The sequence below is a fragment of the Mesorhizobium sp. KR9-304 genome (assembly GCF_040049215.1).
In the GTDB taxonomy this organism is placed as follows: Bacteria; Pseudomonadota; Alphaproteobacteria; order Rhizobiales; family Rhizobiaceae; genus Mesorhizobium_K.
Genome location: NZ_JBDZDN010000005.1, coordinates 221023 through 238005, shown reverse-complemented (window position 1 = coordinate 238005; position 16983 = coordinate 221023). Strand labels below are relative to the sequence as shown.

11 protein-coding genes and 5 pseudogenes are annotated in these 16983 nt (G+C 62.1%); 12 read left to right on the top strand and 4 right to left on the bottom strand.

The annotated features are described in order from the left end of the window. Window positions 1-110 precede the first annotated feature (110 nt). The 3 genes and pseudogenes from ABLE71_RS22985 to ABLE71_RS22975 form a co-directional block, all read left to right on the top strand. Window positions 111-1316, top strand: a complete 1206-nt coding sequence (locus tag ABLE71_RS22985) for an efflux RND transporter periplasmic adaptor subunit (protein ID WP_348785804.1) — start codon at window positions 111-113, stop codon at window positions 1314-1316. Further along, window positions 1313-4405, top strand: coding sequence for an efflux RND transporter permease subunit (locus ABLE71_RS22980; RefSeq protein WP_348785803.1), 3093 nt, complete (start codon window positions 1313-1315; stop codon window positions 4403-4405). Before ABLE71_RS22985 ends, ABLE71_RS22980 begins: the two co-directional genes overlap by 4 nt. An 81-nt stretch (window positions 4406-4486) precedes the next feature. Continuing rightward, a pseudogene (locus ABLE71_RS22975) lies at window positions 4487-4590 on the top strand (integrase); the annotation flags it as partial. A 383-nt stretch (window positions 4591-4973) separates the two neighbouring features. Here ABLE71_RS22975 and ABLE71_RS22970 read toward each other — a convergent pair. Both ABLE71_RS22970 and ABLE71_RS22965 read right to left on the bottom strand, forming a co-directional pair. Beyond that, a pseudogene (locus ABLE71_RS22970) lies at window positions 4974-5722 on the bottom strand (leucine zipper domain-containing protein); the annotation flags it as partial. Window positions 5723-5805: 83 nt separating this feature from the next. Further along, window positions 5806-6102: a hypothetical protein gene (locus tag ABLE71_RS22965; RefSeq protein ID WP_348785802.1), complete on the bottom strand. Its 297-nt coding sequence runs from the start codon at window positions 6100-6102 to the stop codon at window positions 5806-5808. Window positions 6103-7027: 925 nt separating this feature from the next. On the opposite strand from ABLE71_RS22965, the gene ABLE71_RS22960 reads away from it, so the two are divergent. The 3 genes from ABLE71_RS22960 (at window position 7028) to ABLE71_RS22950 (ending at window position 10301) form a co-directional block, all read left to right on the top strand. Further along, the gene (locus tag ABLE71_RS22960; RefSeq protein WP_348785801.1) at window positions 7028-8251 is read left to right on the top strand and encodes a porin; all 1224 of its coding nucleotides are present in this window, start codon (window positions 7028-7030) and stop codon (window positions 8249-8251) included. Window positions 8252-8441: 190 nt separating this feature from the next. Next, window positions 8442-9305, top strand: coding sequence for a site-specific integrase (locus tag ABLE71_RS22955; protein WP_348785800.1), 864 nt, complete (start codon window positions 8442-8444; stop codon window positions 9303-9305). Window positions 9306-9554: 249 nt separating this feature from the next. Then, window positions 9555-10301: a hypothetical protein gene (locus tag ABLE71_RS22950; RefSeq protein WP_348785799.1), complete on the top strand. Its 747-nt coding sequence runs from the start codon at window positions 9555-9557 to the stop codon at window positions 10299-10301. 118 nt (window positions 10302-10419) lie between these two features. Here the strand turns inward: ABLE71_RS22950 and ABLE71_RS22945 are convergent, their stop codons facing one another. Next, entirely contained in the window at window positions 10420-10851 is a 432-nt protein-coding gene (locus ABLE71_RS22945) for a cation-translocating P-type ATPase C-terminal domain-containing protein (RefSeq protein WP_348785798.1), read from the bottom strand. Here ABLE71_RS22945 and istA point away from each other — a divergent pair. From istA to ABLE71_RS22915, 6 genes and pseudogenes are all read left to right on the top strand, one after another. Further along, window positions 10760-12287 (top strand): annotated as a pseudogene (gene istA / locus ABLE71_RS22940) (IS21 family transposase). The gene ABLE71_RS22945 and the pseudogene istA overlap by 92 nt on opposite strands. Beyond that, window positions 12277-12924, top strand: a pseudogene (gene istB, locus ABLE71_RS22935) (IS21-like element helper ATPase IstB); the annotation flags it as partial. The pseudogenes istA and istB, both read left to right, overlap by 11 nt. Window positions 12925-13241: 317 nt before the next feature. After that, window positions 13242-13448 carry a hypothetical protein gene (locus tag ABLE71_RS22930; protein WP_348785854.1) on the top strand — a complete coding sequence of 69 codons (207 nt, stop codon included), beginning with the start codon at window positions 13242-13244 and terminating at the stop codon, window positions 13446-13448. Then, the gene (locus ABLE71_RS22925; protein ID WP_348785797.1) at window positions 13429-15039 is read left to right on the top strand and encodes a recombinase family protein; all 1611 of its coding nucleotides are present in this window, start codon (window positions 13429-13431) and stop codon (window positions 15037-15039) included. Before ABLE71_RS22930 ends, ABLE71_RS22925 begins: the two co-directional genes overlap by 20 nt. 108 nt (window positions 15040-15147) lie before the next feature. Next, a complete protein-coding gene (locus ABLE71_RS22920) occupies window positions 15148-15534 on the top strand; it encodes a hypothetical protein (protein ID WP_348785796.1) in 387 nt (128 codons plus the stop codon). A gap of 1 nt (window position 15535) precedes the next feature. After that, window positions 15536-15694 (top strand): annotated as a pseudogene (locus tag ABLE71_RS22915) (ATP-binding protein); the annotation flags it as partial. 220 nt (window positions 15695-15914) lie between these two features. Here the strand turns inward: ABLE71_RS22915 and ABLE71_RS22910 are convergent. Beyond that, window positions 15915-16979, bottom strand: a complete 1065-nt coding sequence (locus ABLE71_RS22910) for a Gfo/Idh/MocA family oxidoreductase (protein WP_348785795.1) — start codon at window positions 16977-16979, stop codon at window positions 15915-15917. Window positions 16980-16983 lie beyond the last annotated feature (4 nt).

Below are 16983 nucleotides of genomic sequence, written 5' to 3'. Positions count from 1 at the left end.
GTCCAGACGGTACAGTAATGTCAGCAGGTGGCCGACGCTTGGCGGGAAGCTCCGCAGGAGGCACCCTAAGCAATTCTACAACCGCAACGTCGGGTGCGTCGGCCGGAATCATGATCCTCCGCTTAGTCATTGCATTTGTTCTCGTTGTCGTGGTCTGCGGCGGCATCGTCGGCTTCAATATGTTCCGCGACCAGGCGATCCAGGACTTTTTCGCCAACATGCCAGTCACGCCGATCACTGTCTCGACGGTCAAGGTCGAGCCGATCGAGTGGACTCCAGGCATAGAGGCCATCGGCACGGTCAATGCGGCGCACGGAGTCGACCTGACGGTCGAGGCTGCCGGCATCGTCAAGGAAATCCGCTTCAAGTCCAACCAGAAGGTGACGCAGGGCGACGTGCTCGTGCAACTCGACGACGCCGTGCAACGTGCGGACCTCGAGGCGGCCAGGACACAGGCCGCGCTCGACCAGCAACGGCTCGATCGGGCCATCGAACTGCAGAAGAGGCGCGTCGGCTCCGACGTCGCCGTCGACGAGGCGCGGGCCGCGTCCTCGGCTTCGAAGTCGCAGGTGGCGAAGCTCCAGGCGGTGCTCGACCAGCGCCAGCTTAAGGCGCCGTTCAGCGGCACGATCGGCATTCCGCGCATCGAGGTCGGCCAGTACCTCTCGCCTTCGCAGGTCGTGGCGACGCTCCAGGACCTCGACACGATGCGCGCCGACTTCTCCGTGCCGGAGCAGCAGCTTTCCCTGCTGAAGATGGGCCAGCCGGTGCGTTTCGGCGTGACATCCAACGACATGCCTTTCACGGGCTCAATCGTCGGCATCGACCCCAAGGTCGATCCGGCGACCAGGCTGGTGGCCGTCCGGGCCGAGATCACTAATCCAGAGGGGCTTCTCAGCCCCGGCCAGTATGTGCAGGTTCGCGTTGAGCTGCCCGTCGAGAGCGACGTGATCGCATTGCCGCAGACCGCCTTGGTGAGCAGCCTCTACGGCGACTACATCTATGTCGTCCACCCCAAGGAGGAGACAGCTCCCGCCGGATCGGCCGGACAGGCCGCCGGGCAGGAGGCTGCGCAGGAAGGGCAGGCTGCGCCGGAGAAGGCCGACGGTGAGCAGGCTCCCGTGCTCGTCGCGCGGCAGATCTTCGTGAAGCCGGGCCGTAGGAACCAGGGCCGGGTCGAGGTCACCGAAGGCGTGAAGCCGGGCGACGAGGTCGTCACCGCCGGCCAGAACCGCCTGTCCAACGGCGCTGTCGTCGTCATCGACAACACGATCGACCCGACGACGCGCGCGACACAGGCTGCGATGCTGCCATGAGCCCGTCCGATATCTTCATCCGTCGGCCAGTGCTGTCGACGGTCCTTGCCTTGATGATCCTGCTGCTCGGGTTCCAGGGGCTGTTCAATCTGACGGTGCGCCAGTACCCGGAGGTCGAGGAGACCGTCGTCACCATCACGACGCCCTATCCGGGCGCCGCGGCCGACCTCATCCAGGGCTTCATCACCGCGCCTATCGCGGCAGCCGTCGCCACCACCGAGAACATCGACTACGTGACCTCGCAGAGCCGTCCCTCGGCCAGCGTCGTGACGGTGCAGATGCAGCTCGGTTCAGATCCCGACGCGGCGCTGACGGAAGTCATGTCCAAGGTGCAGCAGGTGCGCAGCCAGCTCCCGCCGGACGCCGAGGACCCGACCATTGTCAAGGGCACCGGCCGGCAGTTCGCGATCATGTATCTCGCGATGCAGAATCCGAACATGACGGCAGAGCAGCTGACGGAATATATCGAACGCGTCATCCGGCCGCGTCTCTCGACCGTCGAGGGCGTCGCCGAGGTGCAGATACTGGGCGCCGCCAACTACTCGATGCGCATCTGGATCGATCCTATCAAGCTGGCCGCGCGCGGCATCACCGCGTCCGAGGTGCTGGCCTCGCTCAAATCGGCCAACTTTCTGTCCGCGCCGGGCAAGACGAAGAACGAGTACGTCACCTATTCCGTCACCATGCAGTCGACGCTGCAGACGCCGGAAAGTTTCGGCGCGCTGCCGCTGAAATCTGCGGACGGCAAGATCGTGCGCCTGCGCGAGGTGGCGGATGTCGAACTGGCCGCCGAGAGCACCGACACCGTCGTCAAGTTCAACGGCGAGCCCGGTACCTTCATCGGCATCTTCCCGACGCCATCGGCCAATCCGCTCGACACGGCCTCTGCCGTGATCGCGGAACTACCGGCCGTTCAGGCCTCGCTGCCCGAGGGCATGACCATCACGCTCGTCTACGACTCCACCGAAACGATCAGCGCCTCGATCGAGGAAGTGTTCAAGACGATCGCCGAGGCGGTCGCCATCGTCGTCGTCATCATCCTGTTGTTCCTCGGCTCCTTCCGTTCGGTGCTGATGCCGATCGTGACCATACCGCTGTCGCTGATCGGCGTGTTGTTCATCCTCTTTTTGATGGGGTATTCGATCAACCTCCTGACGCTGCTCGCCATGGTGCTGGCGATCGGCCTTGTGGTCGACGACGCCATCGTCGTGGTCGAGAACATCCAGCGTCACATTGAGGAAGGCATGTCGCCGATGCAGGCGGCGTTCCAGGGCATGCGCGAAATCTTTTCGCCCGTCATCGCCATGACGATCACGCTTGCTGCCGTCTTCGCGCCGCTCGCCTTCACCGGCGGCCTCACCGGGTCGCTCTTCCGCGAATTCGCGCTGACGCTGGCGGGAGCCGTCGTAATCTCCGGCCTTGTCGCCGTGTCCATCACGCCGATGATGGCCGCGCGTATCCTGAAGGGCGGCGAGCACGGCCGCTTCCAGCGTATCGTCGACCGCACCTTCGACACGGTCGCCGGCCGCTATGAACGTCTCGTCTCGGGCTCGCTGAAATACCGGCCTGTGACGCTGATGATCGTCGTCGCGCTGGTCGCCGTGACCGGCTTCATGTTCGTGAAGACGTCGAGCGAGCTCGCGCCGGAAGAGGATTCCGGCGCGCTCTTCTCGCTGGTGACGGCACCGCGCTACGCGACCACCGAATATACCTCGCTCTATGCCGACCAGATGATGGAACTGACCAAGGAGATCGAGGAACTCAGGGCGTATTTCACCGTCGTTGGCTTCGGCGGCCAGACCAACAGCGGCATCGCACTCTGGGCCTTCAAGGACTGGGGGGACCGGGAACGTTCTCAGAAGGAACTGCAGCAGGACATCCAGGGCCGGCTCTCGAAGGTGGCCGGCGTCCAGGCGCTCGTCTTCGCGCCGCCCTCGCTGCCGGGGGCCGGCGGCGGTCTGCCGATCTCGATGGTGATCCAGTCGACCAGCGATCCCAGCCAAGTCTACGAGATCGCCGAGCAGGTCAAGCAAAAGGCCCAGGAATCTGGCCGCTTCATCGTCGTGCAGAACACGCTGGCCTTCGACGCGCCGCAGGTCACGCTGAGCATCGACCGCGACCGCGCGGCGGCGCTCAACCTGCCGATCAGCGAGATAGGCTCGACGCTGAGCCTGCTCGTCGGCGGCGGCGCGGTCGCGCAGTTCGACCGTGATTCGAACAGCTACGACATCATTATGCAGGTGCCGGAAAAGCTGCGCGGCAACCCGGAGCATCTCGGCAGCTACTACGTGCGGTCGGTCACAGGGGACATGGTGCCGCTGTCGGCGGTGGTTTCCGTCTCGACCAATGCCTCGCCGGCGGCGATCGAGCAGTTCAACCAGTTGAACTCTGCGACCATCTCGGCGCTGCCGGTGCCGGGCGTCACCACCGGCGACGGACTGCAAACCATCGAGGATATCGCGCGGCCGCTGCTGCCGGCCGGCTTCTTCATCGATTATTCCGGCCAGTCGCGTCTGGAGAAGGAGCAGGGCAATACTATTGCCATCGCTTTCGTCCTGGCGGTCGTCGTCATCTATCTCGTGCTCGCCGCCCAGTTCGAGAGCTTCCGCGATCCGCTGATCATCATGATGTCGGTGCCGCTGTCGATTTTCGGCGCGCTCCTGCCGCTCAATCTCGGGCTAGGAACGCTGAACATCTACACGCAGGTCGGCCTGATCACGCTGATCGGCCTGATCACCAAACACGGCATCCTGATGGTCGAGTTCGCCAACCAGCAGCGCGAGGAGCACGGCCTCTCCCAGATGGAGGCGATCATTGCCTCGGCGAGGGTGAGACTGCGGCCGATCCTGATGACCACGGCTGCGATGGCGCTCGGCGTCGTGCCGCTGATTGCCGCGCAGGGCGCGGGCGCCGCCGCCCGATATTCAATGGGCCTGGTCATCTTCTCCGGCATCCTGATCGGCACGCTCTTCACGCTCTTCGTTGTGCCGATGTTCTATACGCTGATCTCGCGCAGGCACCTTGCTACGGCGCCCGACACCAGTCTCGTGCCCACTGCCCCGGCAGGTGCCGTCCGGGATTTGGTTTGAAAATGAGGTTGGCGTAGTCTCCGGGGGTGATCAACCTCGAATCATCTGGCGTTGGAGCGCGGATTGGAGACCACGCCATGCCATGCCATCCTGACCACGTGCTATGCCGCCGGCTTGCGCATCTCGGAAGCGGTTCAGCTGAAGCCCACGGCATCGACAGCCAGAGAATGGTCATCCGCGTCGACAAGCGAAGCGAACCATCACCGGACCGCTCGCCAAGGCGATGCGCGACAAGCTGAAGCGGGCCGGACGGCGAAGCCGCTACAGCTCAGGAAGCAGATCGTCGAGCCAGTGCGGACAGATCAAACGCCTACAACATCAAGAGCCGCCGGGAAGAAGAGCGGCGTTGGGTGGAGCAGGCCGAGGGCGCTTACGCTCGTTTCGTCTCCGGCTGGAACCAACGAGGGCCGAAGAAGGCGCGCACGGATGCCGCAAATGAGGTGCGACGATAAAGGCTGCGCGGCAGGGCTCTCACCTCGGATCCTGCTCGTCGCCCCGCAGTCACCAATGCGCAACAGGAGAATATCGCAAAATCGATCAGAAAGCTCTTCTCGATCACATCAGTGTGTCTTGGGTGTGTGTAGGGCTTGGTTCGGATGTGTTTGAGGCCGAGGGCATTGCAGGTGGCGCGGAAGGAGCGGCTTTTATAGCAGCCGCCGTTATCGGTCATGACCCGTGTGATGGTGACGCCGAGGCTGGCATAGTAGGCGATGGCAGCCCTGAGAAAGGCGACCGCGCCTTCCTTTTTCGCCCACGTCTGCATTGACGATGCGGTAGGCATCGTCAATGCAGACGTGGGCGAACTCCCAGCCTGCGCCGCCTTTACGGGACATCTGGTCATTGCTTTGGCCGGTGCGATCACCGGTGATGCGGTGGCCGATGCGGTCGAAACGGCCGAGCTTCTTGATATCGATGTGGATCATCTCGTCGGGATGGGCGCGCTCGTATCGCGTGACGGGCTCGCCCAGATCGATGTCCCTTATCCGCGACAGGCCGGCGCGCTTGAGCACCCGGCTGACGGTGGCCGGCGAGACACCAGCCTCGCGGGCAATGTGCCGCCGGTGAAGCGCTGGCGCCGCAGATCCGATCGGCCACAGCCCATTCGGTCGCATGCGGACTGTATCTGGGCCGCGACGAGCGGTCGACCATGCCGGAACGGCCTTCGGCCTTGTAGCGCTCGAACCATCGCTTCACGACCTTCGCCGTCACCGCGAATTTCAACCCTGCTTGGGCTTGCGAAAGATGACCTTCGATCACCGCCTGCGCCATTTCCTCTCGACGCAACGGCGTGAGACGAGCATTCTTGGGGATGTTCATTCGGACCCTCCGGTGGATGTTGAAGCTTGGTAACTCCAGTCTCCTCGGTCCGGTCCGAATGGACAACCTACTGAAACGCACACCTAGTTGCCGAACAGGCCGCGCCGCGGCGGCCGGCTGGTGCCCGTTTTCGCATCGTAGTTGATGCGCACTTCCGCGCCATCCGCCATGAAGTAAACGATACGGTACTCACCCTCAGCAAACGATATGCTTTCGATGCCATAGAAACCCGGCCGTCCTTCAACTTGCTCGATCACAGTCGAAAGCCTGATGCCGTCCGGTGGCGGCAACTTCGATTGGGGGTCTTTGTCCTGAGCGGAGGCAGACACAAGAGATCCGAATAACAATCCAGAGACGAGAACGCGAGAGAGAAAACGCATCGAAGAACGTCCACTTCCGGTGAGTATGATAGTCCCAGAGCCCCGGGCCTACCCCTAAATGTTCGGCGCACGGTCCAGGTTCCCCGTCATATGCCGGCCTCGAGCCGGTCGAGGATACTGACAAGCGTCATTGGTTCGCACGACAGAATACGAGCCAGCTGGAATTGGCTGAGACCCTCGAATTCGACCAAAGGTGTTTTCGAAACGCTTCGACGAAGGCAATAGCTCTCGAAGCCGTCCCGACGCACGCGCAGGCTCCTTCGCTCGACGACAATGCGGTCTCGTAGCGGCGCCAGAGGGGCTCGCCCCAATCGTCCGGAGAGGCGGTACTGTTTTCGTGTATGTAAAGCGATCGAACCCGTACGGGTCTACTGCTGACCTGCAGATGCCGTAGCGCCCATTCTGACGACGTAGGGGCAACTGGACGAGCAGATTACTACGTACAACAAAGTCATCCTGGCAATCGTTAGATCTCCGTCTGTCGCCTTCTGATGAGCGCGCCAGGCGTTGCGAAATGCGCACGTATCGTTGGTCTTTCGCTCGCGGAACCAGACTTTGTATGAGTTCGTCGATCCGTTCCACGCTTCTTCCAGCCGCGAGCAGGTGCGATGGCGGCGGCCGTACGTGGCTTTTCAGAATTTTGCCACCACACCACACCCAACGGCGTTAGTTAGTATAAACTGCCGAAACGTTAGCGCGCTCGCCTGTGATGTGCTGTTTCGGCAACACTGACCCACTTACTGATCACCAGAACCCCTTCAGACACTCCCGCAGAGTTGAACGACTCGATCAAATGAGTAATGTCGATTCTGAAGAAGCAGCGCGGTGCGCCTCTTTTTCGGTAATTGGGGATGGGGCAGGGAACGCTGTCCTTCAGCAAAAAATACCCAGACCCGCTTTTTAACTTTTGACTGGAGGTCAGAAAATGAACATCAAGAGCCTGCTTCTCGGCTCCGCTGCGGCCCTCGTCGCAGTCTCCGGTGCGCGCGCTGCCGACGCTGTCGTCATCGCCGAGCCGGAACCAATGGAATATGTGCGCATCTGCGACACGTACGGCGTCGGCTTCTACTACATCCCTGGCACCGAGACCTGCTTGAAGGTTTCCGGCTACCTGCGTTACGACGTGGGCGTGGGTGACACAAACGGTCTCAACAACGTGATCGACAAGAGCGACTTTTATGACGCGGTTATAAACGACGATTTCGACGATCTCGACACCAACGACACCTACTTCAAGCGCGCCCGCTTCGCTCTCCGCGTTGACGCTCGTTCCGAGACCGAGCTGGGCACCCTGCGCGTCTACGCCCAGGTCAACTTCAACTATGACACCCAGACCGACGGTGTTGCTCTCCTGGGCTTGCAGCCCGACCTGAGCGGTCTCGACCCTTCGTTCGGCGGCGTAAGCACTTCGAGCAACTATGTTGTTCTTGAGCATGGTTATTTGGAGCTGGGTGGCTTCCGTGCTGGCGTGACGGACTCCTACTTCTCGACCTTCACCGGTTACTCGTCGGGCGTCTCGAACGACGGTATCATCCCTTACGGTCCGTTCCAGACCCATCAGTTGTCCTACACCTTCAACGGCGGCAACGGCTTCACCGCCGGTGTTGCCTTGGAAACGGGCACGGGCTGGTCTGATATCAGCGGTCTGATTAGCACTCCGGTGGGCTTGGTCTCCGCAGACATCTATGCGATCGACTCCTACATGCCTCACGTGGTCGGTGGCCTCGGCTACACCGGCGGCTGGGGCGGCGTGTCGGGCGTCGTCGGCTACGACTCTGTGTGGGAAGAGTTCGCCGTCAAGGGTCGCGTCGACTTCAACGCGATGGACGCCGTCACACTCTTCGCGATGGCTGGCTGGAAAAGCAACGAGGACGACGGTACGCCGTTCAATTACTACGCCCAGTGGGGCGGCGACTGGGCCTTTTGGGCCGGCGGCGCTTGGAAGTTCACCGAGCAGGCCACGGGTAACCTCGAAATCGGCTACGACGACGCTGATAATTTCTCGACCGTTGTCAACGTCGATTACGAGCTGGTTCGAAACTTCCACATCATTCCCGAAGTTATCTACACCGACAACTTCGACTCGGATGACGATGACGCCGATGCATGGGGTGGTTTCCTCCGCCTTCAGGCGAACTTCGGCGGCTGATAATCAGCTAGCTGCGGGACTTGAAGCGCCCCGTGTCGAGAGACATGGGGCGCTCTCATTTGTTAAGAGGGCCGTTGCGCCGAGTCGCCGAGGCCTTTGAATCCACTGGAGAAAGCGTGGTCGGCCGCTAAGCTGGTTGCCTTCGTCCAGGAAGGAAGCATTGCCATTCCCACCAGACCGGGAGTGACGAATGCAAACAGCGACCCAAGTAGGCGAGACCGAATCTCCTCCGAGACCAGCGTACTCACTCCTCGAACTGCATCGCCGCTATTGCCACATCCTGTGGGAGCAGAACTTCCACGCCTACTGCGTGGCGGGCTTCATCCGAGAGTTGGATGAAATCTTCAACTCTGAACGCCTCACCCACCTCCCTCAAGACCGCCTCGACGCACTCATCGGCGAGCTACGCTCCCGGGGTAACAGCAACGGGACCATCAACCGAAAGCTGGCCGCGCTGAGCAAGCTGCTCAAGAAGGCCTTCAAGATGGGCGACGTTCAATCGCTCCCTGAGTTCCCACGCCTGAAGGAGCGGGCAGGGCGAATCCGGTTCATGGAGCACGGGGAAGAGGACCAGCTGCTCGATGCGATTCGAACTCGGTCCCAATCGTATGCGAATCTTGCCGTCTTCTTAGTCGACTCAGGCGCACGGCTCGGTGAGGCTATCGGCCTGCGATGGAACGACATCAACGCTGGTAGGGCGACATTCTGGCTGACCAAGTCCGGCCGCAGCCGAACCGTCCCGTTGACGCAGCGCGCCAAGGCAGCAGTCCAGGCGCAGGGTGGTCGGACGGCGGGTCCGTTCATCGGCGTGAAGCAATACAAGTTTCGGATCGTCTGGCACGAGGCCAAGGCAGAAGTTGGTCTGGGTGACGATGCCGATGTGGTGCCCCACGTCCTGCGTCACACCTGCGCATCGCGACTCGTCCAAGGCGGCGTGGACCTGCGGCGCGTGCAGACTTGGCTGGGCCATCAGACACTGCAGATGACAATGCGGTATGCGCACCTCGCGACCAACGACCTGGACGTCTGCTTGCCGGTGCTGGAGAGGCGCTGAACCGATGGGCTCTGTGGCGCATGCGGTCCGGCCGGTGCTCGACCGTCGGGGCTGACGAGGGCGACAGAGCCCAACACGGCCCCGACGTTGCCCGCACATCGCTGTCAGCGCCCCGTCCACGCTGCGGTGCGATTCCGATACGGCTGTGGCGTTGGTGCGGACCGCACCGGCCGATGAGTCCATCACCGTGTTGTCGAGTTGACTACCCAGCGCGAACCAAGGGAGCATTGGTTCCGAAGGAGTCACCTCATGCCATCCGTTGTCTGCGCCAACCCCACCTGCCCACGGCAGGCCGAGCCTTTCTATGCCCGGACTAGGCGCGCCCTGTATTGCTCGCCTGTCTGCAGGTCCGAGGCTCACCGCAACCAGGTCGGCGGGACTCGGCGCATCACCGACCCGGTAGCGACCGTCGACCGGCTGCAGGAGAAGCATGGCTTCCCTCAGGGCACACCGCTCGCAGCCTGGAAGGCCAAGTGGGTCGAGGTCAACTCGGTCACGCACAAGCTGGTCAATGGCAAGAAGGAGCTCGCCAACGTTGTGGACCGGGGACCGCACTGGTCGAGCGATTACCGGGTGCGATGGGAAGCTGTGATGGGCAGCGACTCCGTCTCACCGAACGACATCGAGGCGATGGGTTACCGCGCGGACCTTTCCACCGCGAAGGCGATCGTGGAAGCGTGGCTGACCGGTCGCCTCGCCCCGGTGGTCGTCAAGAACCTCCATGACGAGGACTGCACCGAAGACGCCTGGATTGAACTGCACGCGATGCTGTCACTGCTCGGCCGTACGCGTTACCGCGACCAGGGCACCGAAGAGTCGGTGGAGCCTCTCGAAGACTTCAGCACCGAAGAGCAGATGGTCGTACGCCTGAATCGCGAGTGGGCTGTTGTCGTCAGTAGCGATGGCGACCGGTGGGTGCTGCAGCGGCGTATTGGCGAGGGTAACGTCTGGAGGCAGATTGGTCGCTTCAACAGCCGGGAGGCCCTCGCCGCGTAGGCATAGTGGATGGGAACCAGATAGGGGGCTGGCGCGTCCCGCGCGCAGGCCAGCCGGGCAAGCCGCGATGCGCCGAGGACATCGATACATTCCGCAGGCGTCATCTCCCTCGAGATCATCATGTCTTCTCCAGTGTCTGACGGCGCCACAGAAGCCGGTCGACGAGTTTGCTCAGCTCTCGCAACCATAGCACCGTACTCGCGGTAGCCGCGCAAAGAACCCAGTCTTCCGGATCCATCTCCACGGTTGAAAAGGCCTCCTGCAGGAAAGGTAGGTAGATCACGGCCGTATGGAGGGCGAGCGACAGGCCGACGGCAGCCCATAGCCAGCGGTTCGCGAACAGGTTGTTGATTTCCGCCGAGAACTGACCCGGGATTGAGGGATTTTTCCATCGAGAAGTGACCCATGTTTGAACCCACCCCTGCTTGATGATCGCAGGGGACATTGGAGTGATAGACATGGCGTTACTGAGCGTTATCCGGCGCTGGCATTTGCGGGATGGACTTTCGATCCGGGAGATTGCGCGGCGCACGGGACTGTCGCGGAACACGATCCGCAAATACCTGCGATCGGGTGAGATAGAGCCCCGCTTTCGGGTGCCGGAGCGGCCGAGCAAGCTCGATGCCTATGCCGAGCGGCTATCTGCCTGGCTGAGGACGGAAGCGAACAGGCCGCGCAAGCAGAAGCGCACGATCAAGCAGTTGCATGCCGACCTGATGAGCCTCGGCTATGAGGGCTCCTACGGCCGGGTTGCCGCCTTTGCGCGTGCCTGGAAAGCGGATCGTCAACGCGAGATGCAAACGAGCGGGCGCGGCACCTTCGTGCCGCTGGCGTTCGACCCCGGCGAGGCGTTCCAGTTCGACTGGTCGGAGGACTGGGCGGTTCCGGCGGCGAGCGCACCAAGCTGCAGGTTGCGCACTTCAAGCTCAGCTACAGCCGTGCCTTCATGGTGCGGGCGTATCCGCTGCAAACGCACGAGATGCTGTTCGATGCACACAACCACGCCTTCCGGGTTCTGGGCGGCGTTCCCCGGCGCGGGATCTATGACAACATGCGCACGGCGGTCGACAGGATCGGCCGCGGCAAGTAACGACAGGTCAATGCCCGCTTCTCGGCCATGGCCAGCCACTATCTGTTCGAGGCCGAGTTCTGCAATCCGGCCTCGGGCTGGGAGAAGGGACAGGTCGAGAAGCACGTCCAGGACGCCCGCCACCGGCTATGGCAACCGATGCCGCGCTTTCCATCGCTGGAGGCGCTGAACGACTGGCTGGAGCAGCGGTGTCGGGAACTGTGGCAACAGATTCCCATGGCCTCAGACCCGGAACGGTCGAGGACATCCGGGCCGAGGAGGCTCAGTTCCTGATGCCGATGCCTCGCCTCTTCGAAGGCTTCGTCGAATACACCAAGCGGGTCTCTCCGACCTGCCTGGTTCATCTGGAGCGCAACCGCTACAGCGTGCCGGCATCCTTCGCCAACCGGCCTGTCAGCCTCCGGGTCTATCCGGAACGGATTGTTGTTGCCGCCGAAGGGCAGCTCATTTGCGAGCACCGCCGTATCATCGAGCGGTCGCACGACCGTCTTGGCCAGACCGTCTACGATTGGCGGCATTATCTGGCGGTCATCCAGCGCAAGCCGGGAGCCTTGCGCAACGGCGCGCCCTTCACAGAACTGCCCGAAGCCTTCAAACGGCTGCAGCAGCACCTGCTCAGGAAGCCCGGTGGCGACCGGGAGATGGTCGAGATCCTGGCCCTTGTCCTGCAGCATGACGAGCAGGCCGTGCTGGCGGCAGTGGAGATGGCACTCGAGGCCGGCGTCCCCACCAAGGTCCATATCCTCAATCTGCTGCACAGGCTGGTCGATGGCAGGCCGCTCTCGACACCTGTCGTGGATGCACCGCAGGCGCTGAGCCTGGCCAAGGAGCCGCAGGCCAATGTCGAGCGCTACGATGCGCTGCGCCAGGCCAGGGAGGTGCGCCATGCGTCATGATCCCGCCAGCGGCGCCATCGTCATCATGCTCAGAAGCCTGAAGATGCACGGCATGGCGCAGGCCGTCGCCGAGCTCACCGAACAGGCCGCTCCCGCCTTCGAGGCCGCCATCCCGATCCTGTCGCAACTGCTGAAGGCCGAGATGGCAGAACGGGAGGTCAGATCCACCGCCTATCAGCTCAAGGCAGCCCGCTTCCCCGTCTATCGCGACCTGGCCGGCTTCGACTTCGCCAGCAGTGAGATCAATGAAGCCCTCGTGCGCCAGCTCCATCGCTGCGAGTTCATGGAGGATGCCAACAACGTAGTGCTTGTCGGAGGCCCAGGCACCGGAAAGACCCATATCGCCACAGCTCTCGGCGTGCAGGCGGTCGAGCATCATCGCAAGCGCGTCCGCTTCTTCTCCACCGTCGAACTCGTTAACGTGCTCGAACAGGAGAAGGCCCAAGGCAGAGCAGGTCAGATCGCCAATCGCCTCGCTCATTCCGATCTCGTCATCCTCGACGAACTCGGATACCTGCCCTTCAGCGCATCAGGCGGAGCGCTGCTGTTCCATCTGCTGAGCACCCTCTACGAGCGCACCAGCGTCGTCATCACCACCAACCTCAGCTTCAGCGAATGGGCTACCGTCTTTGGCGAACCAAGCATCACAGGCTGCCGCCATTCTCGACGGGGTGGTGTCTCATTTAACGGTCGTCGATCCGCGCCACGGGCTTGCGGGTCAGCGTCTCGAACTCGTATCTAGCCGGTCGGGGCGCGGTCCGGCCTTCGTCGTCGTTCGTTTACCTGACGGGCGCCGCCGTTCAATTCGCCGCTCGGCGACCGACCTTGCGGTCCCGTCCCCGGAAGAGCGGAACGCATCAAAGTCTGCGTCTCGCGTCAGCGTTCGAACGCTGCTCACATTGATGCGCCATTTGAACAGCACGGTTGCCTCCCGTTCCAAGGAGGTGATTCGCGATGAACGTGCAATCGAATCCGTACCGCGTGGCGTCCCAGTCCCTCACAAAGCTTCTGAACCCGAGCACGACACTCCCGCGTCCGTGGCTCGATCTGTCGGCGGAAACGCGGAAACAGATCGTGCAGAGCCTCGCGCAACTGCTCTTGCGGATGCGGCCGACCCGCGCCCCGACGAAGGCGGATCGGCATGTTGAGAGCGTCGAATAGTCCAGACGAGCGCGTCACGGCCGAGCATCGCGGCAAGCTCGTCTACATCTATGTCCGCCAATCTTCCGTGAACCAGGTACGTCATCATCAGGAAAGCACGGAGTTGCAGTATCGTCTTGTCGATCGCGCCGTCGCTCTCGGTTGGCCACATGAGCGCGTGCACGTCATCGATGAAGATCTCGGCAAATCCGGGGCCGGCGCCGTCGAGCGAGCGGGCTTCAAGAAGCTGATCGCCGAGATCGGACTGGGAAACGCCGGACTGGTCATCAGCCTTGACGCATCCCGGCTCGCCCGCAACAACCGCGACTGGCATCAACTCCTCGATTTGTGCTCGCTGTTCGGCGTCATCATCGCCGATGGCGAACGGCTTTACGATCCCTGCGCTTACCACGACCGCCTGTTGCTCGGATTGTCCGGCATCATGAGCGAAGCGGAGCTGCATCAGATCAAGCAGCGCCTTCATCAGGGTGAGCGCCAGAAAGCGGCGCGCGGCGAGCTGCGCCTTTGCCTCCCCGCTGGATTGGCTCATGACCGTTCAGGCCAGATCATCCTCAATCCCGATGAGGAGGTGCAGGCGAGGCTCGGCTTGATCTTCAGCAAATTCCGCGAGCTTGGGAGCGCGCGGGCGGTGATGCGCTATCTGCGAAACGAGAATTTGCCGCTGCCGATGCGCCCCCTTCTCGGTCCGGCACCACACGAAGTGGTCTGGCGTGAGGCAAGCAATCCGCGGGTGCTCAGCATTCTCCACAATCCCGGCTATGCTGGGGCCTATGTCTATGGCCGGCGGCGACTGACAGGCGGGCGGCTTCGCCATGGCGTTTATCACCCGCGGACGACCAAGGTCCCGATCGCGGACTGGGAGGTCTGTCTTGAAGCCGCCCATCCTGGTTACATTAACTGGGAGGAGTTCATGGAGAACCAGAGGCGATTGGCGAACAATATCAACCGCTACGAAGCCGGCCATTCGGGTGCGCCGCGCAAAGGTGCCGCGCTGCTGCAGGGCATCGCAGTCTGCGGGCGGTGCGGTCGCCGGATGAGTCTGCGCTACAGCGGTCCCGCGGGGAACTATCCCGTCTACACATGCCGCGCCGACCGCAGCCACGACGGTGGGCCGCTATGCCAGGAAGTGCGCGCGCTGCCGGTCGACGCAAAGGTCGAAAACATCCTGCTCGAAGCCCTGACGCCGGACAGGATCGCGATCGCCGTCGCCGCACTCGGCCACATCGAGGAGGAAACGCATCAACTCGAGCGGCAGTGGGCCTTGCGACGCGAACGGGCGCGCTACGAGGCGGGAAGGGCGCGACGCCAGTATGACGCGGTCGAACCCGAAAACCGTTTGGTGGCGCGTTCGCTGGAGCGCGGCTGGGAAGAGAAGCTGCGTGCTGCCGAGGCGGTCGAACAGGATTACGAAAGGTGGCGGTCTGACGAGCCCCTGGTCCTGAGCGAGGCGGACCGCGACGGTTTGCTGGAGCTGGGCGAAGATCTGCCCGGCATCTGGCATTCCTCGTCGACGACGGCGGCCGAGCGCAAGAGCATCCTGCGCCTCATTATCTGCGAGGTCGTCCTCGACCAAAAGCGCCTGCAGGGGTAGGTCTGGCTCAAGATCCTGTGGCAAACGGGAGCGACAAGCGAGCACTCTCTCCAGAGATGCGTTCACACCTATAGCCACTACATCGATATCGACAGGCTGCGCGCGCGGGTGACGGAGCTGAACGCCGCCGGCAAGATGGACAAGGAAATTGCGTCGAGGCTGAACGCGGAAGGCTTCATCGCGGCGCGGAACTGCGCCTTCAAGGGTGACAATGTCTGGCTGTTGCGGAGACGTTGGGGCGTTCCCACGGTCAAAATCAACGGCATGAGTGCCAACCCTGATCGATGGCCGGACGGAACCTATTCCGTCCAAGGGGCTGCCGCCGCTCTCGGCGTCACGCCACAGACCATCTTCAAATACCGGGCCCGTGGCCTGGTTGAAGGCCGGCAGCTGGCGAAGGGACAACCGTGGCAAATCGAGCTCACGGACGAACTGATCGAAACTCTGCGTATCCGCGCACAACGCAATAGACGATCGAGGAGGAAGGCATCATGAAGTCGTCGGTGACGCCAAGATGACAACCGCGCTGCTCGATCGGCTGACCCATCACTGCCACATCCTGGAGACCGGAAACGACAGCTTCCGCTTCAAAAACAGTTCCGCCCAGGCCCCAGCCAAAAGGAAGGAGAAAGCCGCGCCCTTGACCAAAACCTGAGACCCAAACCATACATGAAGGCGGGTCACTTCTCGGCGAACATCCCGGGTCAGCTCTCAGCGGAAATCAACATGTGGCCGAATGATCCAAGCTCATCTGTCCATAATGCTCTCGGCGAATTTAACCCGACATCACCATTACACTTCATGTTCCCGCGGCGAATTCCAACCACATTCCGGACGGAACCGTGTGCGGACGAATACTTCTTGTGAACTCTGTCTCAAAAATCGCGCGAAATTGCGACAGGTACGCCGACCTCTGCGGATCGGTACATCCCTTCTAATACCTTTACGCTCCGAAGTCCAACGAGTCCATCAGCATCAACCTCAACATCACGTCCTTGGCACACGTCAATAAACTGGTCGATGGCAGGTGTGATCGAGTAAGTTGCAGTTCCCTCGCCCGGTCCAATGGGATGAACGATCCGCTCTCCGCTATGTTGGTGCACCTCCAGCCGTTCACGCTCAAGGTCCAACAGCATGGTTCCTTTATCACCGAACAAGCGCAAATCAATGTGATAGCCTAGGTGTTTTGGGAGTGTCGCACAGCCGGAGATCACACAGGTGGCTCCGTTACCAAGCGTAACGATGGTGGAGTCGTAGTAGTCTACGTTGACAGCTGACCGCCCAAGGCGGCCATAGATCTCCGTCGGATCAAGCGGCACAATGCGAAAGAACAGGCCAAGGGCGTGAACCAGCTGACCCCACCCATAGCCTCCGGCGCGCTTGGGATCCGCCCAGGTCGAGCTGCTTGGCCTGAAGAAGTGACCGGCCGTCTCGGACAGCTGATCGCCGCCGAAGAGATCGGTCAGTGCCGAGCCCATCTGCAATGTGGCGTGACGTAACTCGCCAATCGCACCAGCCGCGTAGAGCGAGGCGGCTTTGCGCGTGTAGTGGGTGAAGTTCCAACCATGCGGGATGATAATTTTCCTGCCTGCGGACCGCGCCAGTTCGACGAGCTTGCGCGCATCGCGGGCGGTGGTGGTCATCGGCTTCTCGATCATGACATGGGCGCCCAGGTTCAGCGCCGCGGCGGCGTGATCGAAGTGGTCCACATGGGGTGACGAAATGATGACTCCGTCTGGCTTCGTCCGTTGGAGCACTTCCATGAAATCTTCGGCCGCCAGCGGAATCGCGAACCTTTCCTGCACCCGCTGCAGTTCATCGCGACCCAGACGCGAGACCCCCACGATCTCCACAGCCTCTTGCCGCATGCGCAGATGCGGCAAATGCGATTGAGCCGCCCACCACCCCGCTCCGATAACCGCAATTCGCGCTCGATTCATGCGC

What these genes read in the sequence shown, in the direction of transcription:
- ABLE71_RS22925 (WP_348785797.1), top strand. Translation starts at nt 13,429, where the DNA reads ATGTTGAGAGCGTCGAATAGTCCAGACGAGCGCGTCACGGCCGAGCAT.
- ABLE71_RS22910 (WP_348785795.1), bottom strand. Translation starts at nt 16,979, where the DNA reads ATGAATCGAGCGCGAATTGCGGTTATCGGAGCGGGGTGGTGGGCGGCT.
- ABLE71_RS22960 (WP_348785801.1), top strand. Translation starts at nt 7,028, where the DNA reads ATGAACATCAAGAGCCTGCTTCTCGGCTCCGCTGCGGCCCTCGTCGCA.
- ABLE71_RS22930 (WP_348785854.1), top strand. Translation starts at nt 13,242, where the DNA reads ATGAACGTGCAATCGAATCCGTACCGCGTGGCGTCCCAGTCCCTCACA.
- ABLE71_RS22950 (WP_348785799.1), top strand. Translation starts at nt 9,555, where the DNA reads ATGCCATCCGTTGTCTGCGCCAACCCCACCTGCCCACGGCAGGCCGAG.
- ABLE71_RS22965 (WP_348785802.1), bottom strand. Translation starts at nt 6,102, where the DNA reads ATGCGTTTTCTCTCTCGCGTTCTCGTCTCTGGATTGTTATTCGGATCT.
- ABLE71_RS22980 (WP_348785803.1), top strand. Translation starts at nt 1,313, where the DNA reads ATGAGCCCGTCCGATATCTTCATCCGTCGGCCAGTGCTGTCGACGGTC.
- ABLE71_RS22985 (WP_348785804.1), top strand. Translation starts at nt 111, where the DNA reads ATGATCCTCCGCTTAGTCATTGCATTTGTTCTCGTTGTCGTGGTCTGC.
- ABLE71_RS22955 (WP_348785800.1), top strand. Translation starts at nt 8,442, where the DNA reads ATGCAAACAGCGACCCAAGTAGGCGAGACCGAATCTCCTCCGAGACCA.